Origin of the sequence: Aliiroseovarius sp. M344 (assembly GCF_025140835.1) — a bacterium.
GTDB lineage: Bacteria > Pseudomonadota > Alphaproteobacteria > Rhodobacterales > Rhodobacteraceae > Aliiroseovarius.
On the sequence record NZ_CP081153.1, the window covers coordinates 1,215,063 to 1,231,830 of the forward strand.

Genomic DNA, 16,768 nt, shown 5'->3' on the forward strand with positions numbered 1-16,768 from the left:
AGTCTTGGGCGTCATACGGCCAAAAAAAACGGGCCGTTGCACCGGCCCGTTCTTATCGTCTTTATGCGGCTTGGGCGAGAGGTTTAGCCGAAAACCTTGGTCAGGGCCTTGTCCACTGCTTCGGTGATGCGATCAATGTCATCAGCCGTCGCGATAAGCGCAGGGCTGAAGCACAGCGTGTTGTTTTTGCCGGGAATTGACCGGTTGGTCGCGCCGATTATGACACCTTGCGCACCACAGTCTCCGACGACCGCGCCGACTTCTTTCTCGCTGACCGGCTCTTTGGTGTCGCGATTTTTGACCAGTTCAACGCCGAGGAACAGACCTTTGCCACGCACATCGCCGATCACGCTGTGTTTTTCCATCAGCGCTTCCAGATTGCTCATCATGCGCGCACCCATGGCTATGGTGTTTTCCAGCAGCCCTTCGTCTTCGATGATCCGCATGTTTTCAAGTGCGGCAGCCGGTCCGGCGGTGCAGCCGCCGAAGGTTGAGATATCGCGGAAATAGTTCATCGGATCAGTGCTGTCGTCTTTGAACATCTCAAAGACCTTCTCGGTCGTGACGCAGCAGGCGATCGCGGCGTAGCCTGAGGCCACACCTTTCGCCATGGTGACGAAATCCGGCTGGATGCCGTAATGTTGATATCCAAACCAGGTTCCGGTGCGGCCCAGCCCACAGACGACTTCGTCAATATGCAGCAGGATGTCGTATTTCTTGCAGATTTCCTGAACGCGATCCCAGTAACCTTCCGGCGCTTCGATCACACCACCACCTGCGGTGATTGGCTCAAGGCACAGGGCGCCGACCGTGTCGGCTCCTTCGCGCAAAATGACCTCTTCGATCGCGTCAGCTGCCGCCCGGCCGAATTCGGCGCCGGACAAATGCCCAAGCCCAAGCTCTTCCTTGCGATATTCCATGCAGTGGGGAACGCGGATGAAGTCAGGTGCGAACGGGCCGTATTGCGCGTTGCGCTCATCCTGACCACCTGCCGACATCGTGGCCAGCGTCGAGCCATGATAGTCGCGTTCACGGTAGAGGATCTTGGTTTTCGTGCCGCCGTAACGCTTATGCGCAATCTGGCGGATCAGTTTGAAGGCTTTCTCGTTTGCCTCTGAGCCCGAGTTGGTCACATAGACGCGGCTCATGCCCGGCATTTTCGAAATCAGCTTTTCCGAGAACAGCGCGCCGGGGATCGACCCGGCCGAGCCTGCGAAGTAGTTCAGCTTGACCAGTTGGTCGCGCACTGCATCTGCGATGGTTTCGCGGCCATAGCCCACGTTAACCGTCCAGACACCGCCCGAGACCGCATCCAGAAATTCTTTGCCGTTCTGGTCCCATACGCGCATGCCTTTGCCTTCTACGATGATCCGCGGATCGCTCGTCTCGAATGGCTTATGCTGGGTCAGGTGATGCCAGACATGGGCCTTGTCAGCCTCGACCACATGCGAAATGTCGTTTTCTTTGAGTGCGCCGTCCATCGTTTCCTCCAACGCTGCGTGTTCCCAGAGCGCGAAGCCGGGGAACAAAGAATCTTTGATCAAAAATAGGATCGCATTTTTGAGCCTTGAAAATAGGGCCAGCGCGATCTTGTTTTATGTCCAGAATTGGCGATTTCGCGATCCTGTGCCGGATGATTGGACTGAATTCGTTGCAGGCTTGGCGCTTGTTAGGGGCAAGGGCTGGATTTTATTGCTGGATTTGCTTAACTCGCATCATGGCTGGACAGACTGATACAGTATTGAATGCGATCCTGATGGGGATTGACCGCGGCGAACTCAACCCCGGCGATCCGATCGACGAAAACGCGCTGATTGCCCGATATGGTGTGTCCCGCACGCCGCTGCGCGAGGCGTTGTTGCGGCTTGAGGCAATGGGCCTGATCATGCGCCAGCCACGCAAGGGGGCAGTTCTGTTCAAGCCCTCGCTCGAGGAATTCTTAGCGATACTTGAGGTTCATGCCCGGCTGGAGGGGCAGGCGGCTGGTTTGGCGGCACGACGCATGCCATCACAATTGGCAGGGCCTCTGAATGAGGTCGTCGCGGCCTGCGAAGCGCATGCGAAGAACAAGGGTGACGGCGACCTTGATGGGTACTATGCGCTTAATATCGAGTTCCACAAACTGGTGGGCGAGGCGTCCGGCAATCCGTTCCTTCTGGATATGATCAAGATGAATGCCCGCAAGTTGCTGGCGTATTATCGTGCGCGCTATGCCCATCCCGGCGCGATTGCGCAAAGTGCGCGTGAACACCGCGAGATTGCTGACCTGATACTGTCACATAAAGCGGACGAGGCCGAAGCCTTGATGGTCCGCCATGTTCACTTTGACCGGGTGACGGTAATGGATCTTCTGGCAGCGCTTGGATAAACCGCCCGTTACGTTGCACGCTCGTGTTCGAAAAACTGAATGATGCAGTCAGAGAACAGGCCATTATCCGCAGACAGGGGCAACGAGGCGCGGGCTTTTTCGATCACGTCAGCAGGTTTGCTGGTGGCCAGCTCCTCGATCAGGGCTGCGATGAAGTCGTGGGTCATTTCAGGGTGGTTTTGGGTGGTGAACACGTGGTCGCCGATCACAAATCCGCCGACAGGGCAGCCGTCATGGCGCAACACAATCTGGGCGTTTTGGGGCAGCTTGGTGACTTGTTCGATATGCGCGCCATATTGCCAGAACCGCCGCGCCTCCATCCAGGGTGGGCGGGCCGTCGCCTCGATCTCGACCGAGCCAAAGACCCAGCCGTCCGGGTTCTGTCCGATCTCACCACCAAGGGCAAGCGCGATGGCTTGATGCCCGAAGCAGGCGCCGAAGAGCGGCTTTTTTGACGCTTCAATGCGGGTGATAAGATCCAATAAGGGCGCGATCCACGGTGCATCATCGCGCACGGAGGCGGGGCTGCCGGTCACGATCCACCCGTCAAACGCCGACTCATCTTCCGGGAAATCACCGTCTTTCACAGAATACACCGTGAACTCCCAATCCGGGCGTTTCGGGCCAAGCAGATTGCTCCACTTCTTGCCATCCTTCGGATGTTGTTGGGCAAATTCGCTTTCATCCGTGTTGGTCATCAAGATCGCGATACGCATGATTTCCCCGCTTTACATATTTAACATGTTCTATAATATATTTTAAGACGCGCAACATACAACCGCATATCAGCCAAGGAGGCGCGCATGACGGTCTGGACCCCTAATGACGACGGATTTGCCGATCTGTCCAGCCACGACACTTTTGTGAACGGAGCGCCGCACAATACGTTTGCGCGCCTGAGACGGGACGAACCGGTCAGTTGGACGGATTGGGAGGGCGGCAAGGGCTTCTGGAATATCGTGCGCCACGCCGACATTACCGAGTTGAACCGGAATTATCAGGTGATGTCCTCGGCGCAAGGTATCCGAATGGAGGACCAGTCCTACGAGGAATACCTAGCGCGGCGCACCTTTCAGGAAACCGATCCGCCCGAACATATGAAAACCCGCGTCAAGGTAGGCAAGGCGTTTTCGCGCCCGGTCGTGGCAGGGTTCGAGCAACAAATCCGCGATCTGTGTCACCCCATTCTGGACGCCGCGCTTGAGAAGGGCACTTTTGATGCGACCAAGGTCATTGCGCGCCAGTTGCCGATGATGATGTTGGGCAGAATCCTCGGCACGCCGGATGAAGACCTGCCATGGCTGGTCGAAAAGGGTGATGCGCTGATTGCAAACACCGATCCGGATTTCACTGACCATGTCTTGGACAAGATGCAAACCGATGAATACCGCATGATGCCATTTAACAGCCCGGCCGGGGCCGAGCTGTTCGACTATGCCCGCGAACTTCTGGCAAGAAAGGAACGCGAAGGCGACACGGATGGCGTTCTGCATATGATTTTGCAACCTGACAAGGACGGCAACGTCATGCCAGAGCAAGAGTTTCGCAATTTCTTCTGCCTTCTGGTGGCGGCAGGCAATGACACCACGCGCTATTCGATCGCCGCCGGCATTCAGGCCATGTGCCACCAGCCGGAACTTCTGGGCCAGATGCAGGAAGGTGGCGACGTTTGGGGCACCGCGCCGGACGAAATCATCCGCTGGGCAACGCCGGCGCTGTATTTCCGACGCACCGCGACCTGTGACCACGAGATTCACGGCAAGACCATCCGCGAAGGCGACAAGGTGCTGTATTGGTGGATCTCGGCCAACCGGGATGAAAACGTATTTGATGATCCCAATCGCGTTGACCTTCACCGCAGTCCCAATCGGCACATGTCTTTTGGGCAGGGCGGCCCGCATGTGTGCCTAGGAATGCATTTGGCGCGTCTGGAAGTGCGGGTTTTGTTTGAAGAACTCGCAAAACGCGTCAAACTGGTCGAACCAGCAGGGGATCACAAATTCCTGCGGTCCAACTTTGTTGGTGGCATAAAAGAACTGCCTGTCACCATGCAGGCCAAATAGCCCCGTGAAATGCGGCGGTCCCGGCAGACGCCGGGTAGGGAGGTTAGATGAAAGATCGACTGCGCGCCCTTTGGTGCGATCACCTGAGCATTCTGCGTGGCAAATATCTGCCCAATCACAAGATCGAGGATGGCGAAACGCGCTTTTGTCGGTCGACCTTCGGGGTGCATTACGACAAAGACCTTCTGGATGCCCCCGGCGCTATGATGAAAGAGGGCTTACCCGATATGGAACTGCGTTGGCGCGAGGCCGACATCCGCGACAGTTGGGAAAGCTCTACTAAAATCGTGATTGGTGATCTTTACGATCAGAACGGCGCGCCGCTGGAGCTGTGCGGACGTCAGGCACTGAAACGCGCCATCGCTGCGTGGGACGCGCGGGGCCTGAAGCCGATGATCGGGATCGAGCTGGAATGCTATGCCCTGATGGCCAATGAGGTCGGGCGTCTTGTGCCCTATGATGCGCCCGGTGGCGTGGTCTATGGGACTGGCCCGTTCTCAGATCCGCTCAGGTTCACCGATGATCTGTGGGAGCGTGCGGACAATCTGGGCTTCAACGTCGATATGTTCACGGCCGAATATGACAGCCCGCAATTCGAGTTCACATTGACATTCGATGAAGCATTGAAGCAGCTCGACGACATCGTTCTGTTCCGCCAGATGGCGCGCGAGGTCGCCTTGGAACACGGGCTAGTCTTGACCTTCATGCCAAAACCGATTGCCGAGGCAGGCGGGTCTGGCATGCATATCAATTTCAGCTTTCAGGATGAACAGGGGCGCAACGCGCTGGAAAATGGTCCGGTGGGTGGACCTGAGAACATGAACGATTTGGCGCGGGGGTGTATCGCAGGCTTGATGCACCACCACAAAGGCCTGTCGGGCCTCGTTGCGCCGACCTCGAATTCCTATCAGCGCCTGCAACCCGGATCGCTGTCCGGCTACTGGCGAAACTGGGGCGGGGATCATCGCAACGTGACGACCCGGATATCGGGCGAAGGCGGGCCGAAGTCGCGGCTGGAACACCGGATGGCAGACGCCACGGCCAACCCTTACACGGCGGTCGCCGCTGTTCTGCAGGCGTCTCTTCTCGGAGTTGAGAACGGGTATGACCTAGGCCCGATGGAAGCCGGTGACGGGTTTGACAGCACAGATGCCCGTGAAGGAACCGCCGTCGATCTGAAGCGCGCGATGGATGATCTCGAAGCTGATCAGGTGCTGGGCGACAAGGTCGGCCGACTGCTGGTCGACAACCACATTTTCATGAAGCGTAAGGAAGTCATAAAAACCCGTGACCTTGAAGGGGACGGGCTTCGGGATTTCTACGTGCACTTCGTCTAACACACGGAAAGAACAAGGAGAGTTGAGATGAAAGTAACCTGGGTCTTGCCTGGGGGCGAGGAAGTTGTGGCTGACGTTAACGAAGGCGTCAACCTGATGGAAGCTGCCGTGGCCAACAATGTTTCAGGCATTCAGGGTGAATGCGGTGGGTCGCTGTCTTGCGCCACCTGCCATGTTCACGTCGACGCGGGCTGGCTTATTCGAACCGGCGAGATGGGAGATTTCGAAGAAGCCATGTTGGAGATGGCGGACGGCGAAGTGACCGCGGCGTCTCGGCTGTCCTGCCAGATTGACGCCTCAAATGATCTGGATGGGCTCAGGTTGATTGTGCCAGTGGCGCTCTGATTTTGCAGAAATGTGATACCCTCCAGCGATGTAATGGAGGATCACACTATGCAGCTTGGCGCATTTTCAATCAGTCTTGGGGTAAAAGACCTTGCCAAATCCCGCACTTTTTATGAGGCGCTTGGCTTCACCAAATACGCAGGCACCGAGGACCACAATTATCTAATTATGAAGAACGGTGACACGCTTGTCGGGCTGTTTCAGGGGATGTTTGATGGGACCATGCTGACCTTCAATCCCGGCTGGGATCAATCTGCTGGCAACGTCGACCCCTTTGAAGACGTGCGCGAGATCAAGGCGCGCCTGAAAGAGGCGGGGCTTGAGATCACGCAAGAGCAGGGGGGCGATGATGGACCAGCCAGTTTTGTCGTGATTGACCCGGACGGGACCCCTGTTTTGATCGATCAACATCGCTGAACGAAAAAGCCGCCCCACAGGGCGGCTTTTGACAAGGCGGCGCGACGGTCACACTGCCGCGAACCCTTTTTCCAAAGCGGTCAAAAGGGTTTGCACATCTTCGGATGTCATCACCAAAGGCGGCGACAGGATGATGTTGGGACCAGACACGCGGATCATCGCGCCGTTCTGATAAGTGGCCTCTTGGATGGTGTTGACCGTCTTTTTGTCGATGGGGTCTTTGGTTGAGGGATCCGAAACCAGCTCAAGCGCGCACATCAAACCGTGGCCGCCGCGAACATCCCCGACGATGTCATTTGACTCCCCTATTTTTTGGAGCCCAGCAAACAGCTCTGCCCCACGCGTAGCAGCGTTTTCGTTGACCTTCAGCCGCAGGGTTTCCTTCAAACAGGCAATGGCCGCCGCGGCGCCTACGGGATGGCCTGAATAGGTGTAGCCATGACCGATTGCGGCTTTGCCGGTCGTGTCCTTCTCGAACGTATCGACAAGATGGTCGGCGATCATCACCGCGCCAAACGGAAAATAGCCGTTGGTGATGGCTTTGGCGGTGCAGCTGAAATCAGGCTGGACGCCCCAATACCGGCTGCCGCTCCACCCGCCGGTGCGGCCGAATGCGGTGATCACCTCATCCGCGATCAGCAGGATACCGTGTTTCGAGCATATCTCGCGCACGCCAGGCATGAAGCTTTCATGGGGTGGGATAACGCCGCCCGCGCCCAGAATAGGCTCCATGATGAAGGCCGCGATTGTGCCAGCGCCCTGAAACGCGATTTCGTCCTCTAAAGCCTGCAGGCAAAGCTGTGACAGCTTTTCCGGGGCAGTCTCATTGAATGGATTGCGATAAGTGTAAGGCGCGGGGATGTGAAAACAACCCGGCAGAAGCGGTTCATACTGGGTGCGGAAATTGGCGTTTCCGTTGACCGACGCGCCACCCATATGGGTGCCGTGATACCCTTTTTTGAGGCTCAGAAACTTCGTGCGCCCCTGTTCGCCCCGGATTTTGTGATACTGCCGCGCCAGACGCAACGCGGTTTCAACGCTGTCCGATCCGCCCGAGGTGTAAAATGCTCGTGTTAACCCGTCGGGCGCGAAGAAGTCGCGCAGCATCTCGGACAGCTCAATCACCTTGTCATTCGAGGTGCCGCGAAAGGTCGAGTAATAAGGCAGCTGATTCAACTGCGCTGCGATCGCGTCTTTTACAGGTTGGCACGAGAAGCCGAGGTTCACGTTCCACAGCCCGCCGACGCCATCGACCACTTCGTGCCCGTCCACGTCGGTGATCCGGACCCCCTGCGCCCCAGTGACGATGGTCGGCGGATTGGCCAGACTATCTGCTGGGTGGGTCATCGGATGCCAGAGCGATCGCGCATTCTTTTCTTTCAGAAAGTTGGAATCTTTCATCTTAAGCCTCTATCTGCAGCGTCACCTGCTGTTCAAATGTTGGAAAAGTATCAGGCGGAAACCCACCTAAGATGCGTGTTGTTTGCCGGGCGCGGGCCATCAACTGGTTTTGGATCACTGCCTGAAGCGCCTCTGTCATGCGGGAAACCGGGGCGGCCACGGCCATTGCGCCGATGCAGGTCGAACGGGCGTCAAAAATCGGCGCAGCATGCGATATTACGTCCTCTTCAAACCCGCCGATTGATATTGCCATGCCAGCTTCGCGGATATTTGGCAGCAAGGCGCGGATCGAGTCCGGATCTGTCAGTGTTTGCGGCGTGCGCGCGACCAACGGTTGGGCCAGAACCTCGTCGATGAACGATTTGGGGGAATGGGCGAGAACCGCCAAGCCAGAGCCAGTCGAATGGAGTTCCAACACTTCGGCATCTTCCATCATCACCATGGTGCCATGACGCGAGGCATAGGCATAAGCGAGGTTCGAAAGGACGTCGCCATTCAACAGCGACATATGCGATGTTTCGCCGGTGGCATCACTGAGATCCGTTAGCTGGGTCATCGCCACATCGCGCATCGGAACGTTTTTTTCGCGCAACGCGGCGAGGCGCAGAAAGGCCGGGCCAAGGCGGTATTCGCGACCTGATCCCACTTGTTCAACGAATCCATGTGCTGCGAGTTCGCCCAGTAAACGATGAACTGTCGCCTTATTCATCGCAGACAAGCGCGCAAGATCGCTTAGCCCAACCTGTGGGGTCGCGCGACTGAAAAAATTCAGCAATGACAGGGCTTTGGATGTTGTTCCCATTCGTGGTTCCATCATCAGACCGGCAGAGGGCAATCGCCCGGCACGTAAAATTAGTTCGCATGTTCATTGTTTTGTTGACAGCAATGACCCCTGTCTGTCAATCTAATTTAAAACCGATGGTTCATATAATGAACCGATGCAATCGCGAACACGACGTAATAGGGAGATCGTCATGAATACCAAATCCATTCTTGTGGGGGCTGTAGCGCTGACAGCTTCGGTTCTTGCTGGCCCGGCGCTGGCGGAATACCCGGAAAAGCCCGTCAGCTTTATCGTTCCGTGGCCTCCGGGCGATCTGGAAGACGTGCTGACGCGCATGATTGCCGAAGACTTTCAGGCGGAATACGGCGTGTCGGCGGCCGTGGTGAACAAACCTGGTGGGGGCGGTGGTCCATTCCCCGGCGCGATCGACGTCGCAACGGCCCCGGCAGATGGCTACACGATCGGAAGCTTTGTGCCTGCCGTGTCGGTGATTGGGCATGAGATCGGCATTGACGAACTGACGCCGGCCAAGTTCGACCCGATCGGCATCTTCCTGACCTATCCTTTTGTCATCGCGACCAGCATGGATGCCCCCTACAGCTCGATGGAAGAACTTGCCGCCTATGCGCAAGAAAACGATGTTGCGCTGGGCCATTTCGGTGACGTTTTGACGCCCACGCAGGTTACGAAAGCCTATGCGATCAACGCAGGCTTTGGCTGGGGGTCGGATGCAGCGTTCGACGCGCTCGATTGCAACACGCTTGCATCAGGGGACGCGGATGTCATCAACACCACGTTGCAGTTGATCCTGCCCTGCCTTGATACCGTGAAGGTGCTGATGGCCGTGACGGATGAACGCATCAGCCTGATCCCGGATGTGCCCACCATTGGCGAACTGGACGAAAGCCTGAACATCGCGCTTTGGAACGGTCTGTTTGTAACCAAGGACACGCCCGCCGATGTGCGCGAGAAGATTGCTGCCGTCGCGCAGAAAACCGTGATGAGCGAACGCGCTCAGGCTGTTGCAAAGGAAACCGGCGCGCTGGTTTACTGGATGGATGCAGAGGCGTCCGCCGCACGTATCGCAACCGATCAGGAAACGGGTGGACGGATCGGCAAGATCCTCGAATAATTCTTTATGATCAGGGCCGGCATTGTCCGGCCCTGTTTTCTTGTCGGGGGCAGGCATGAGCGAAGAGATTTCCGAACATCCGGACAGGCCGCAACGGGGCCAAGTGCTGTTTGCGGCCTTGTTCCTGATCTGCGCGACGCTGTTGATCGCTTCGATAGGCAGTCAGACCAAATGGTTGCAGGGGAAAGACTTCTTTGCCCAGCCAAGGTTCTGGCCTGCAATTGGCGTTGGCGGCATGGTGATCTTCACGGCGCTGCATTTCTGGCATCTGCCGCGCAAACCGCGACGCCTGCCACGCTGGATGCGCGAGGCAGATTGGCTGCAATGGGCGGAAAGCCTGTTCTGGGCGGTCTTGGCCGTCGGCTTTTCCCTTTGGCTGGGTCCGGTGGCCGCAGCACCGATGGTGTTTTTGGTGGCGACCATCCGGGTGACGTGGCTTTACCAGCACTGGACCGACCGTCGCGAGGCAAAAGTCTGGGCGTCAGTGTTTGAATGGGCCGCGTGGTTTCTGGCCTATGTTTTTCTGGTTCCCTTTATCGGCTATCTGCCTGTGACACTGGCCTTCGCACCGATCTTGACTTGGCGGGTCGGCTATCGAGACAGGTTGATGCTTTGGACCGCGGTCATCTTCGCCTTCATCGTCGTTTTGGTCTTCAAAAGCTTCCTGCAGGTGAAAATTCCCGGCGCAGCGCTGTATGAGTACCTGCCGGGCGCGCTGCGTTCATTCTTCATCTTGCATTTCTGAGGGGCCCATGGACCTGATTTTTGAATTCCTTGCTCAGGTTCAGGCCAGCTCTTCTTATCTGGCGCGCTGGGATGTTGTGCTGGCGCTTTTGGTCGGGTCGGTTGGTGGCGTGATGATCGGGGCAATCCCCGGTGTCGGTCCCGCCGTGGCGATTGCGATCTTGCTGCCTGCAACCTTCTCAATGGATCCGATTGTTGGGCTGACCGTGCTGTTGGGCATCTATGGCAGCTCGATGTATGGCGGGTCGATCCCGGCAATCCTAATCAACACGCCCGGCACAGCGGTCAATGCGTTGACCACTTATGACGGCTTTCCGATGACCACACGAGGCGAGGCGCGGCGCGCTTTGTCGCTGGCTTACAGCTCGTCGTTTTTCGGCGGCATCTTTTCGGTGATGTGCCTGATCTTTTTCGCACCGGTGCTGGCCAAGGTCGCCCCGATGTTTGGCAGCCGAGAGATTTTTCTGGCAGCACTCCTTGGCATCATTCTGGTGGTGACGGCGCACCGCAAACATTCATTGATCGCGGCTGCGATGGCATGTTTTGGCATTTGGCTGAACACCATAGGACTGCATTCTGCCAGCTATTCAAAACGCTATACGTTCGACCAAAGCTGGCTGTCGGGCGGCGTCAACCTGATCGTAGTGGTGCTTGGGTTATTTGCCTTGTCGCAGGCCTTCACGCTGCTGCACGGAGACGACGAAAAGGTGCGCCTAACCAAACTGAAAGGCAGCTTCTTTCAAGGGTTTCGCGAGCTTGCCCGCCACCCGCGCATTGCTGGCGTGTCAGCGGGATTTGGCGTGATCATGGGGATGATACCTGGCGTGGGCGAGTTTACGGCGCAGTTCATGTCCTACACCTATGCGCAGAAATCCTCGAAACGGCCCGAAGATTTCGGGCATGGTTCGTCAGAAGGATTGATCGCTGCGGAAACCGCCAACAATGCTGTACCTGCCGCCGCGATGGTTCCATTGCTCGCGCTTGGCATTCCCGGCGAGGCGCTGACGGCGATGATGCTGTCGGTATTCTATGTCCATAACGTGATCCCCGGCCCGCAACTGTTCCAGAACGAGATGGATTTTGTGGTCGCGCTTTACCTGGCACTTCTGATCCTAAACGTTCTGGTGGTGATCTTCCTGCTCGTCGCGACCAACCAGTTAATCAAGGTTGTGAAAATCCCCAACCGGTTTCTTGGCGTTTGCATCCTGATCCTCAGCTTCGTCGGTGTCTACAGCCTTCGCAACTCGTTCACCGACTGCATTCTGGCGGCGGGCTTCGGCATCTTTGGGTTCATCATGAAGCGGATGCAGCTTCCCGTAGTTCCCATCGTGCTGGGCATGGTGCTGGGTGGCATCATGGAAGTGAAGCTGCGCAGCGCCATGGCGCGGGTGAAATCCCCGCTCGACTTCATTGATCGTCCGATCGCGGCGATCCTATTTGGAATGATCGTTCTGGTCCTGATCCTGCATTTCCGCCGGGTCTGGCTGGACTACAAAGCAAGAAAGACGGACGAATGGCAGATCAGTCACGCATCAACGAGCTTCGCAGCCATCCTGTCGCGCCGCAGAAACTATATATTGACGGAGCGTGGGAAGATGGTTCGGGGGAAACGCAAGATGTTCTCTCGCCGATCGACGGATCGACGCTGACGACACTTGTTCGTGCGTCTGCGCAGGATGTCGACCGCGCGGTGGCGGCTGCGCGCCGGGCCTTTGACGATGGACGGTGGAGCAGGGCAGCACCCGCACATCGCAAGAAAGTCCTGCACAAACTTGCGGATTTGATCGAGGAAAACGCGCTGGAGCTGGCAGTGCTGGGCGTGCGCGACAATGGCACCGAAATCGGTATGGCGTTGAAGGCAGAACCGGGGTCCGCCGCTGGCACTTTCCGCTATTACGCCGAAGCACTGGACAAGGTTTACGGCGAGATTGCCCCGACCGCAGGCAACGTTCTGGGCCTTGTCCACAAAGAGCCGGTGGGCGTTGTCGGTGCAATTGTTCCGTGGAACTTCCCGCTGATGATCGGAGCTTGGAAGCTCGCGCCCGCGCTGGCTGCGGGCAATTCGGTTGTTTTGAAACCAGCCGAAACGGCATCGCTGACCTTGTTGCGTCTTGCCCAACTGGCAAGTGAAGCCGGGTTGCCCGATGGTGTTTTGAACATCGTGACGGGCGCGGGCGCGGTGACGGGCGAGGCATTGGCCTTGTCGATGGATGTGGATGTCATGGTGTTTACCGGATCGGGCGGGGTCGGGCGCAGGCTTTTGGAGTACTCAGCACGCTCCAACCTGAAACGCTGCTATCTGGAACTGGGTGGCAAGTCCCCCAATGTGGTGTTTGCAGATGCGCCGGATTTAGATCTCGCGGCGAAGGTCTCGGCCGCTGGGATATTTCGCAATGCGGGGCAGGTCTGCGTTGCGGGGTCGCGTCTGTTGGTCGAAGAGGTTGTGCATGACGAGTTCGTCGAAGCGCTCTCGCGCTATGCGGCGGCCATGAAGGTCGGCAATCCGTTGGATCTGAGCACCGACATTGGGGCCGTGAACAACTTGCCCCAGCTTGAAGGCAATCTGGAGTTTGTTTCGCGCGCGATTGCAGAAGGGGCCGAGGTCGCGCTGGGCGGGTCGCGTATCATGGAGGACACCGGCGGATATTTCATGGAGCCAACCGTACTAAAAGGCGTGAAGCCGCAGGACAATGTGGCCCAGAACGAGGTGTTCGGACCGGTGCTGGCGGTGACACCCTTCACGTCAGATGCGGAGGCGGTGCAGATCGCCAATTCGACAAAATTCGGCTTGGCTGCAGGGGTTTGGACGTCGAACCTTAGCCGCGCACATAACATGGTGCGCGACATTCAGGCGGGTGTGGTGCATGTGAATACCTATGGCGGAGCTGACGGCACCGTGCCTTTGGGGGGGGTCAAGCAATCTGGCAATGGACACGACAAGTCGATGCATGCGTTTGACAAGTATTTCGACCTAAAGACAGCGTGGATGCAGCTATGAGCGACACAACAATACTGGTTGTCGGGACGTATGACACCAAAGATGACGAGTTGAATTACATCGCGGACGTGATCCGCGGGCAGGGTGGACGGGTTGCGACCATGGACATCTCGGTTCTGGGTGATCCCAGCGCGCCGTGCGACTATTCCAAGCATGACGTGGCCGAAGCTGGCGGGTCGTCCATCCAGGCCGCTATCGACAGCGGGGATGAGAACACCGCCATGCAGATCATGGCGCGGGCGTCGGCGGCCTTGGCGCTCGAACTCTATCGCGAAGGTGTGTTCGATGGCCTGATCGTGCTGGGCGGCACGATGGGCACTGATGCGGCGCTGGACCTGTGTCAGGCACTGCCGATCGGGGTGCCGAAATATGTGGTTTCGACCGTTAGCTTTTCGCCCCTCATCCCACCGGAACGCCTGCCAGCAGATGTGCAGATGATCCTGTGGGCCGGTGGGCTTTACGGTCTGAACTCGATCTGCAAAGCGTCGTTGTCGCAGGCTGCCGGGGCTGTGTTGGGTGCAGCCCGTGCCGTCCAGAAACCCACCTTTTCAAAACCCCTTATCGGGATGACCAGCTTTGGGAAAACCGTTTTAAGATATATGGTTAGCCTGAAACCAGCGTTGGAGGAACGCGGGTTTGAAGTTGCTGTGTTTCATGCCACCGGCATGGGCGGGCGAGCGTTTGAAAGCCTTGCGGGCGAGGGTGCCTTTGCCGCTGTTCTGGACTTCGCCCCGCAGGAACTTGGCAATCATATCATGGGCTCTACGATCTCGGCGGGCCCAGACCGGATGACCAATGCGGGGGCGTCCGGGACACCGCAGATGGTGTCCATCGGCTGCTATGATTTGGTGGATTTCATTGGTTGGCAGGACGTGCCGCCAAAACTTGCGGGGCAAGAGGTGCATGCCCATAACCGGCTCCTCTCGTCGGTGATGATGACACCGGAGCAGCGGCGCGAAATGGCGCGCGCGATGTGCAAGCAACTGTCCGGGGCCAAAGGGCCTGTTAACCTGATTTTACCGCTTGAAGGCGGGAATGAATGGGACCGTCCCGGAGGGCCGCTGCATGATGCCGACGGTTTGGCCGCCTTCATCGAAGAACTGCGTGCCCATTGTCCTGACAATGTGACGCTGATCGAGTTGGACAGCCATATCAACGACGATGGGTTTTCGAACCGCGTGCTCGCTGAGTTTGATTTGTGGCTGGCATCGGGCATTGTCGCGCCCTGAGGCAACTTGTTGCACCTGCAATGAATTGCGTTTTCCCCAAGCGCAGTGTTTACTGCCGGTGTTAAGGAGTGAACATGCCACACCTGTCTTTCGAATATAGCCGTGGGCTTGGTCAACAGGCGGATATGCCAACGCTTGCCCAGACCATGCGCGCCACGCTGGCCGCAACCGGGCATTGCCCGATCGGCGGCATCCGCGTCCGCGGGTTCGAGGCGGATGTTGATGCCATCGGCGACGGGGCAGGCGGGTATCACTTCCTCGACATGATCCTCAGGCTTGGGCAGGGTCGGGACGAGGCGACGCGCGACGCCATCGCCGACCAGCTTTATGCGGCAGTTGAGGCTGCCCTGCGCCCCCAGATGGGCGATACGCCTTTCATTCTCAGCCTAGAGGTTCAGGAAATCGAAACCCGTTTCAGCCGCAAAAGCTGGAGCACGATCCACGCGGCCCTCCGCGAAAAGGAACCGGAATGAGAAAACTTGAACGCGCCCTTCCAATCGCGCTGCTTCACGCGCGTGAAGCCACCCTGAAACCCTTTCGTCACGAGTTGGACCAGATCGACCTGACCGTTCAGCAATGGCGGGTCATTCGCGTGCTGGCCGAGGGCAAAGCCTGCTGCGCCACCGAATTGGCCGAACGCTGCGTGTTGATGCCCCCCAGCCTCAGCCGCATCCTGAAAAATCTGACGGAACGCAAGCTGATCGAACGTGTGGACGACAGCGATGGCCGCCGCCGCAAAGTGAAGATCGCCCCGGCGGGTTGTGCGAAATACACGCAGATGTCGGGCAAAGCGGCCACGATCTATGAAGATCTAGAAAACCGCTTCGGGGAGGAGAAGATGGAAACGCTACTGGACCTGCTGAACGAGCTTTATGCGGTCGCAGAAGCGTCCTGACGTTGCGGCCGTCTTGCACCCGGTCGGCGTGCGGCTTACCCATGGGAAAGACTATTCCTGAACGAGGTTCCCATGAGCGACACCCAGACCGCCCCAGAAGGCAACATCATCCTGCGCACGCTGGCCATGCCCAAAGATACCAACGTCGCGGGCGACATCTTTGGTGGTTGGGTTCTGTCACAGATGGACATCGCGGGCGGGGTGCTGGCCGCGGAATACGCAGGCGGGCGCGTGGCGACCGTGGCGGTGGATGCGATGAAATTCATCTCGCCCGTCAAAGTGGGCGACGTGCTGTGCCTGTATGGCGAGGTTACTCGGGTTGGCCGCACGTCCATGTCCATCACGCTTGAGGCATGGTCCGAACGCGATCGCGGTCGGTCAAAACACAAGGTCACCGAGGGTGTATTTGTGTTTGTGGCACTGGATGACGATGGCAACCCGGTGCCTGTGAAGCAGGACTAAGCCGAGCTGGCTGGGCCGTGATGGCGCCGGTCAATATGCAAGCCACCCAGCTTGTCGGTGGTTACAATATGAAGGTCGCCGTAATTGAGCGGCGGTTCGCCTCCCGCGCCCAACGCCTCCCAAATCTCGCGCAGGTTTCCCTTGTTGCCAACCCAAACCACGGTTTTGCCTGCGGATCGGGTGATCAACTGCGTGGCCATGCCATTGGCAGGCAGGCGGTCGATGGGCAGATTGCGGTTGGTGGCAAGCGGCTGCGCCGTATCAAGGTTACGCTGCACGCTGGGCGCATAGATCGCGTCGATTTCGACACCGTCCATCGCCCCGACCAAAGCGTCCGCCCGTGCGCGACCGGTGGCATTCAGGTCCGGCCCGGAGCGATCCCCATGCCGCAAGATAATCAGCGTGGTGCCGGGTGCCAGCTTCGCAACACCCGGACGCGCACATGCGGTTAGAATTCCAGCGCCCGTCAGCGCCAGAAAAATACGTCTTTTCATAGCCTTTTCCCCTCTTCTTAATGGGGAAAGCCTAATGGCGATAGGCGACGCGGGTCTAGTTGACTGAAAAGTCAGGTTATCGACCCGACGCGCGCGGGT

The 16,768-nt window shown here is 57.9% G+C and carries 18 protein-coding genes; 13 read left to right on the plus strand and 5 right to left on the minus strand.

What is annotated here, in order from left to right:
* Window positions 1-83 precede the first annotated feature (83 nt).
* Window positions 84-1,481, minus strand: coding sequence for an aspartate aminotransferase family protein (locus tag K3556_RS05885; RefSeq protein WP_260519181.1), 1,398 nt, complete (start codon window positions 1,479-1,481; stop codon window positions 84-86).
* Window positions 1,482-1,717: 236 nt separating this feature from the next.
* On the opposite strand from K3556_RS05885, the gene K3556_RS05890 reads away from it, so the two are divergent.
* The gene (locus tag K3556_RS05890; RefSeq protein WP_260518795.1) at window positions 1,718-2,368 is read left to right on the plus strand and encodes a GntR family transcriptional regulator; all 651 of its coding nucleotides are present in this window, start codon (window positions 1,718-1,720) and stop codon (window positions 2,366-2,368) included.
* A gap of 8 nt (window positions 2,369-2,376) precedes the next feature.
* Here the strand turns inward: K3556_RS05890 and K3556_RS05895 are convergent, their stop codons facing one another.
* Window positions 2,377-3,084 carry a type 1 glutamine amidotransferase gene (locus tag K3556_RS05895; RefSeq protein ID WP_260518796.1) on the minus strand — a complete coding sequence of 236 codons (708 nt, stop codon included), beginning with the start codon at window positions 3,082-3,084 and terminating at the stop codon, window positions 2,377-2,379.
* 87 nt (window positions 3,085-3,171) lie between these two features.
* Between K3556_RS05895 and K3556_RS05900 the strand changes: the two genes are divergently transcribed.
* From K3556_RS05900 to K3556_RS05915, 4 genes are read left to right on the plus strand one after another with little or no spacing between them, the layout of a single operon-like run.
* Window positions 3,172-4,431 carry a cytochrome P450 gene (locus K3556_RS05900; RefSeq protein ID WP_260518797.1) on the plus strand — a complete coding sequence of 420 codons (1,260 nt, stop codon included), beginning with the start codon at window positions 3,172-3,174 and terminating at the stop codon, window positions 4,429-4,431.
* A 47-nt stretch (window positions 4,432-4,478) separates the two neighbouring features.
* Window positions 4,479-5,768: a glutamine synthetase family protein gene (locus tag K3556_RS05905; protein WP_260518798.1), complete on the plus strand. Its 1,290-nt coding sequence runs from the start codon at window positions 4,479-4,481 to the stop codon at window positions 5,766-5,768.
* 27 nt (window positions 5,769-5,795) lie between these two features.
* Window positions 5,796-6,113: a 2Fe-2S iron-sulfur cluster-binding protein gene (locus K3556_RS05910; protein ID WP_260518799.1), complete on the plus strand. Its 318-nt coding sequence runs from the start codon at window positions 5,796-5,798 to the stop codon at window positions 6,111-6,113.
* Between the two features lie 33 nt (window positions 6,114-6,146).
* Window positions 6,147-6,530, plus strand: a complete 384-nt coding sequence (locus tag K3556_RS05915) for a VOC family protein (protein ID WP_260518800.1) — start codon at window positions 6,147-6,149, stop codon at window positions 6,528-6,530.
* A gap of 48 nt (window positions 6,531-6,578) precedes the next feature.
* Here K3556_RS05915 and K3556_RS05920 read toward each other — a convergent pair whose 3' ends face one another.
* Both K3556_RS05920 and K3556_RS05925 read right to left on the minus strand, forming a co-directional pair.
* Window positions 6,579-7,931, minus strand: coding sequence for an aspartate aminotransferase family protein (locus tag K3556_RS05920; protein ID WP_260518801.1), 1,353 nt, complete (start codon window positions 7,929-7,931; stop codon window positions 6,579-6,581).
* Between the two features lies 1 nt (window position 7,932).
* Window positions 7,933-8,733 (minus strand): IclR family transcriptional regulator, encoded by an 801-nt coding sequence (locus K3556_RS05925; protein ID WP_260518802.1) that lies wholly within the window; start codon window positions 8,731-8,733, stop codon window positions 7,933-7,935.
* 172 nt (window positions 8,734-8,905) lie between these two features.
* On the opposite strand from K3556_RS05925, the gene K3556_RS05930 reads away from it, so the two are divergent.
* The 8 genes from K3556_RS05930 to K3556_RS05965 all read left to right on the plus strand — a co-directional run bounded on the left by K3556_RS05930 (window position 8,906) and on the right by K3556_RS05965 (window position 16,175).
* A complete protein-coding gene (locus K3556_RS05930; protein ID WP_260518803.1) occupies window positions 8,906-9,847 on the plus strand; it encodes a tripartite tricarboxylate transporter substrate-binding protein in 942 nt (313 codons plus the stop codon).
* Between the two features lie 55 nt (window positions 9,848-9,902).
* Window positions 9,903-10,592 (plus strand): tripartite tricarboxylate transporter TctB family protein, encoded by a 690-nt coding sequence (locus tag K3556_RS05935; RefSeq protein WP_260518804.1) that lies wholly within the window; start codon window positions 9,903-9,905, stop codon window positions 10,590-10,592.
* A 7-nt stretch (window positions 10,593-10,599) separates the two neighbouring features.
* Complete coding sequence (locus K3556_RS05940; protein WP_260518805.1) at window positions 10,600-12,240, plus strand: tripartite tricarboxylate transporter permease; 1,641 nt, start codon at window positions 10,600-10,602, stop codon at window positions 12,238-12,240.
* A complete protein-coding gene (locus K3556_RS05945) occupies window positions 12,168-13,589 on the plus strand; it encodes an aldehyde dehydrogenase (protein ID WP_260519182.1) in 1,422 nt (473 codons plus the stop codon). Before K3556_RS05940 ends, K3556_RS05945 begins: the two co-directional genes overlap by 73 nt.
* Window positions 13,586-14,818, plus strand: coding sequence for a Tm-1-like ATP-binding domain-containing protein (locus K3556_RS05950; RefSeq protein WP_260518806.1), 1,233 nt, complete (start codon window positions 13,586-13,588; stop codon window positions 14,816-14,818). Before K3556_RS05945 ends, K3556_RS05950 begins: the two co-directional genes overlap by 4 nt.
* 74 nt (window positions 14,819-14,892) lie before the next feature.
* Window positions 14,893-15,291, plus strand: coding sequence for a 5-carboxymethyl-2-hydroxymuconate Delta-isomerase (locus K3556_RS05955; protein ID WP_260518807.1), 399 nt, complete (start codon window positions 14,893-14,895; stop codon window positions 15,289-15,291).
* Window positions 15,288-15,713: a homoprotocatechuate degradation operon regulator HpaR gene (gene hpaR / locus K3556_RS05960; RefSeq protein ID WP_260518808.1), complete on the plus strand. Its 426-nt coding sequence runs from the start codon at window positions 15,288-15,290 to the stop codon at window positions 15,711-15,713. Before K3556_RS05955 ends, hpaR begins: the two co-directional genes overlap by 4 nt.
* Before the next feature lie 72 nt (window positions 15,714-15,785).
* Window positions 15,786-16,175 carry an acyl-CoA thioesterase gene (locus tag K3556_RS05965; RefSeq protein WP_260518809.1) on the plus strand — a complete coding sequence of 130 codons (390 nt, stop codon included), beginning with the start codon at window positions 15,786-15,788 and terminating at the stop codon, window positions 16,173-16,175.
* Here the strand turns inward: K3556_RS05965 and K3556_RS05970 are convergent.
* Window positions 16,172-16,669 carry a histidine phosphatase family protein gene (locus K3556_RS05970; protein WP_260518810.1) on the minus strand — a complete coding sequence of 166 codons (498 nt, stop codon included), beginning with the start codon at window positions 16,667-16,669 and terminating at the stop codon, window positions 16,172-16,174. The genes K3556_RS05965 and K3556_RS05970 overlap by 4 nt on opposite strands.
* Window positions 16,670-16,768: the final 99 nt, after the last annotated feature.

What these genes read in the sequence shown, in the direction of transcription:
- K3556_RS05930 (WP_260518803.1), top strand. Translation starts at nt 8,906, where the DNA reads ATGAATACCAAATCCATTCTTGTGGGGGCTGTAGCGCTGACAGCTTCG.
- K3556_RS05965 (WP_260518809.1), top strand. Translation starts at nt 15,786, where the DNA reads ATGAGCGACACCCAGACCGCCCCAGAAGGCAACATCATCCTGCGCACG.
- K3556_RS05950 (WP_260518806.1), top strand. Translation starts at nt 13,586, where the DNA reads ATGAGCGACACAACAATACTGGTTGTCGGGACGTATGACACCAAAGAT.
- K3556_RS05885 (WP_260519181.1), bottom strand. Translation starts at nt 1,481, where the DNA reads ATGGACGGCGCACTCAAAGAAAACGACATTTCGCATGTGGTCGAGGCT.
- K3556_RS05915 (WP_260518800.1), top strand. Translation starts at nt 6,147, where the DNA reads ATGGAGGATCACACTATGCAGCTTGGCGCATTTTCAATCAGTCTTGGG.
- K3556_RS05920 (WP_260518801.1), bottom strand. Translation starts at nt 7,931, where the DNA reads ATGAAAGATTCCAACTTTCTGAAAGAAAAGAATGCGCGATCGCTCTGG.
- K3556_RS05970 (WP_260518810.1), bottom strand. Translation starts at nt 16,669, where the DNA reads ATGAAAAGACGTATTTTTCTGGCGCTGACGGGCGCTGGAATTCTAACC.
- K3556_RS05955 (WP_260518807.1), top strand. Translation starts at nt 14,893, where the DNA reads ATGCCACACCTGTCTTTCGAATATAGCCGTGGGCTTGGTCAACAGGCG.
- K3556_RS05895 (WP_260518796.1), bottom strand. Translation starts at nt 3,084, where the DNA reads ATGCGTATCGCGATCTTGATGACCAACACGGATGAAAGCGAATTTGCC.
- K3556_RS05940 (WP_260518805.1), top strand. Translation starts at nt 10,600, where the DNA reads ATGGACCTGATTTTTGAATTCCTTGCTCAGGTTCAGGCCAGCTCTTCT.
- hpaR (WP_260518808.1), top strand. Translation starts at nt 15,288, where the DNA reads ATGAGAAAACTTGAACGCGCCCTTCCAATCGCGCTGCTTCACGCGCGT.
- K3556_RS05925 (WP_260518802.1), bottom strand. Translation starts at nt 8,733, where the DNA reads ATGGGAACAACATCCAAAGCCCTGTCATTGCTGAATTTTTTCAGTCGC.
- K3556_RS05910 (WP_260518799.1), top strand. Translation starts at nt 5,796, where the DNA reads ATGAAAGTAACCTGGGTCTTGCCTGGGGGCGAGGAAGTTGTGGCTGAC.
- K3556_RS05935 (WP_260518804.1), top strand. Translation starts at nt 9,903, where the DNA reads ATGAGCGAAGAGATTTCCGAACATCCGGACAGGCCGCAACGGGGCCAA.
- K3556_RS05900 (WP_260518797.1), top strand. Translation starts at nt 3,172, where the DNA reads ATGACGGTCTGGACCCCTAATGACGACGGATTTGCCGATCTGTCCAGC.
- K3556_RS05905 (WP_260518798.1), top strand. Translation starts at nt 4,479, where the DNA reads ATGAAAGATCGACTGCGCGCCCTTTGGTGCGATCACCTGAGCATTCTG.
- K3556_RS05890 (WP_260518795.1), top strand. Translation starts at nt 1,718, where the DNA reads ATGGCTGGACAGACTGATACAGTATTGAATGCGATCCTGATGGGGATT.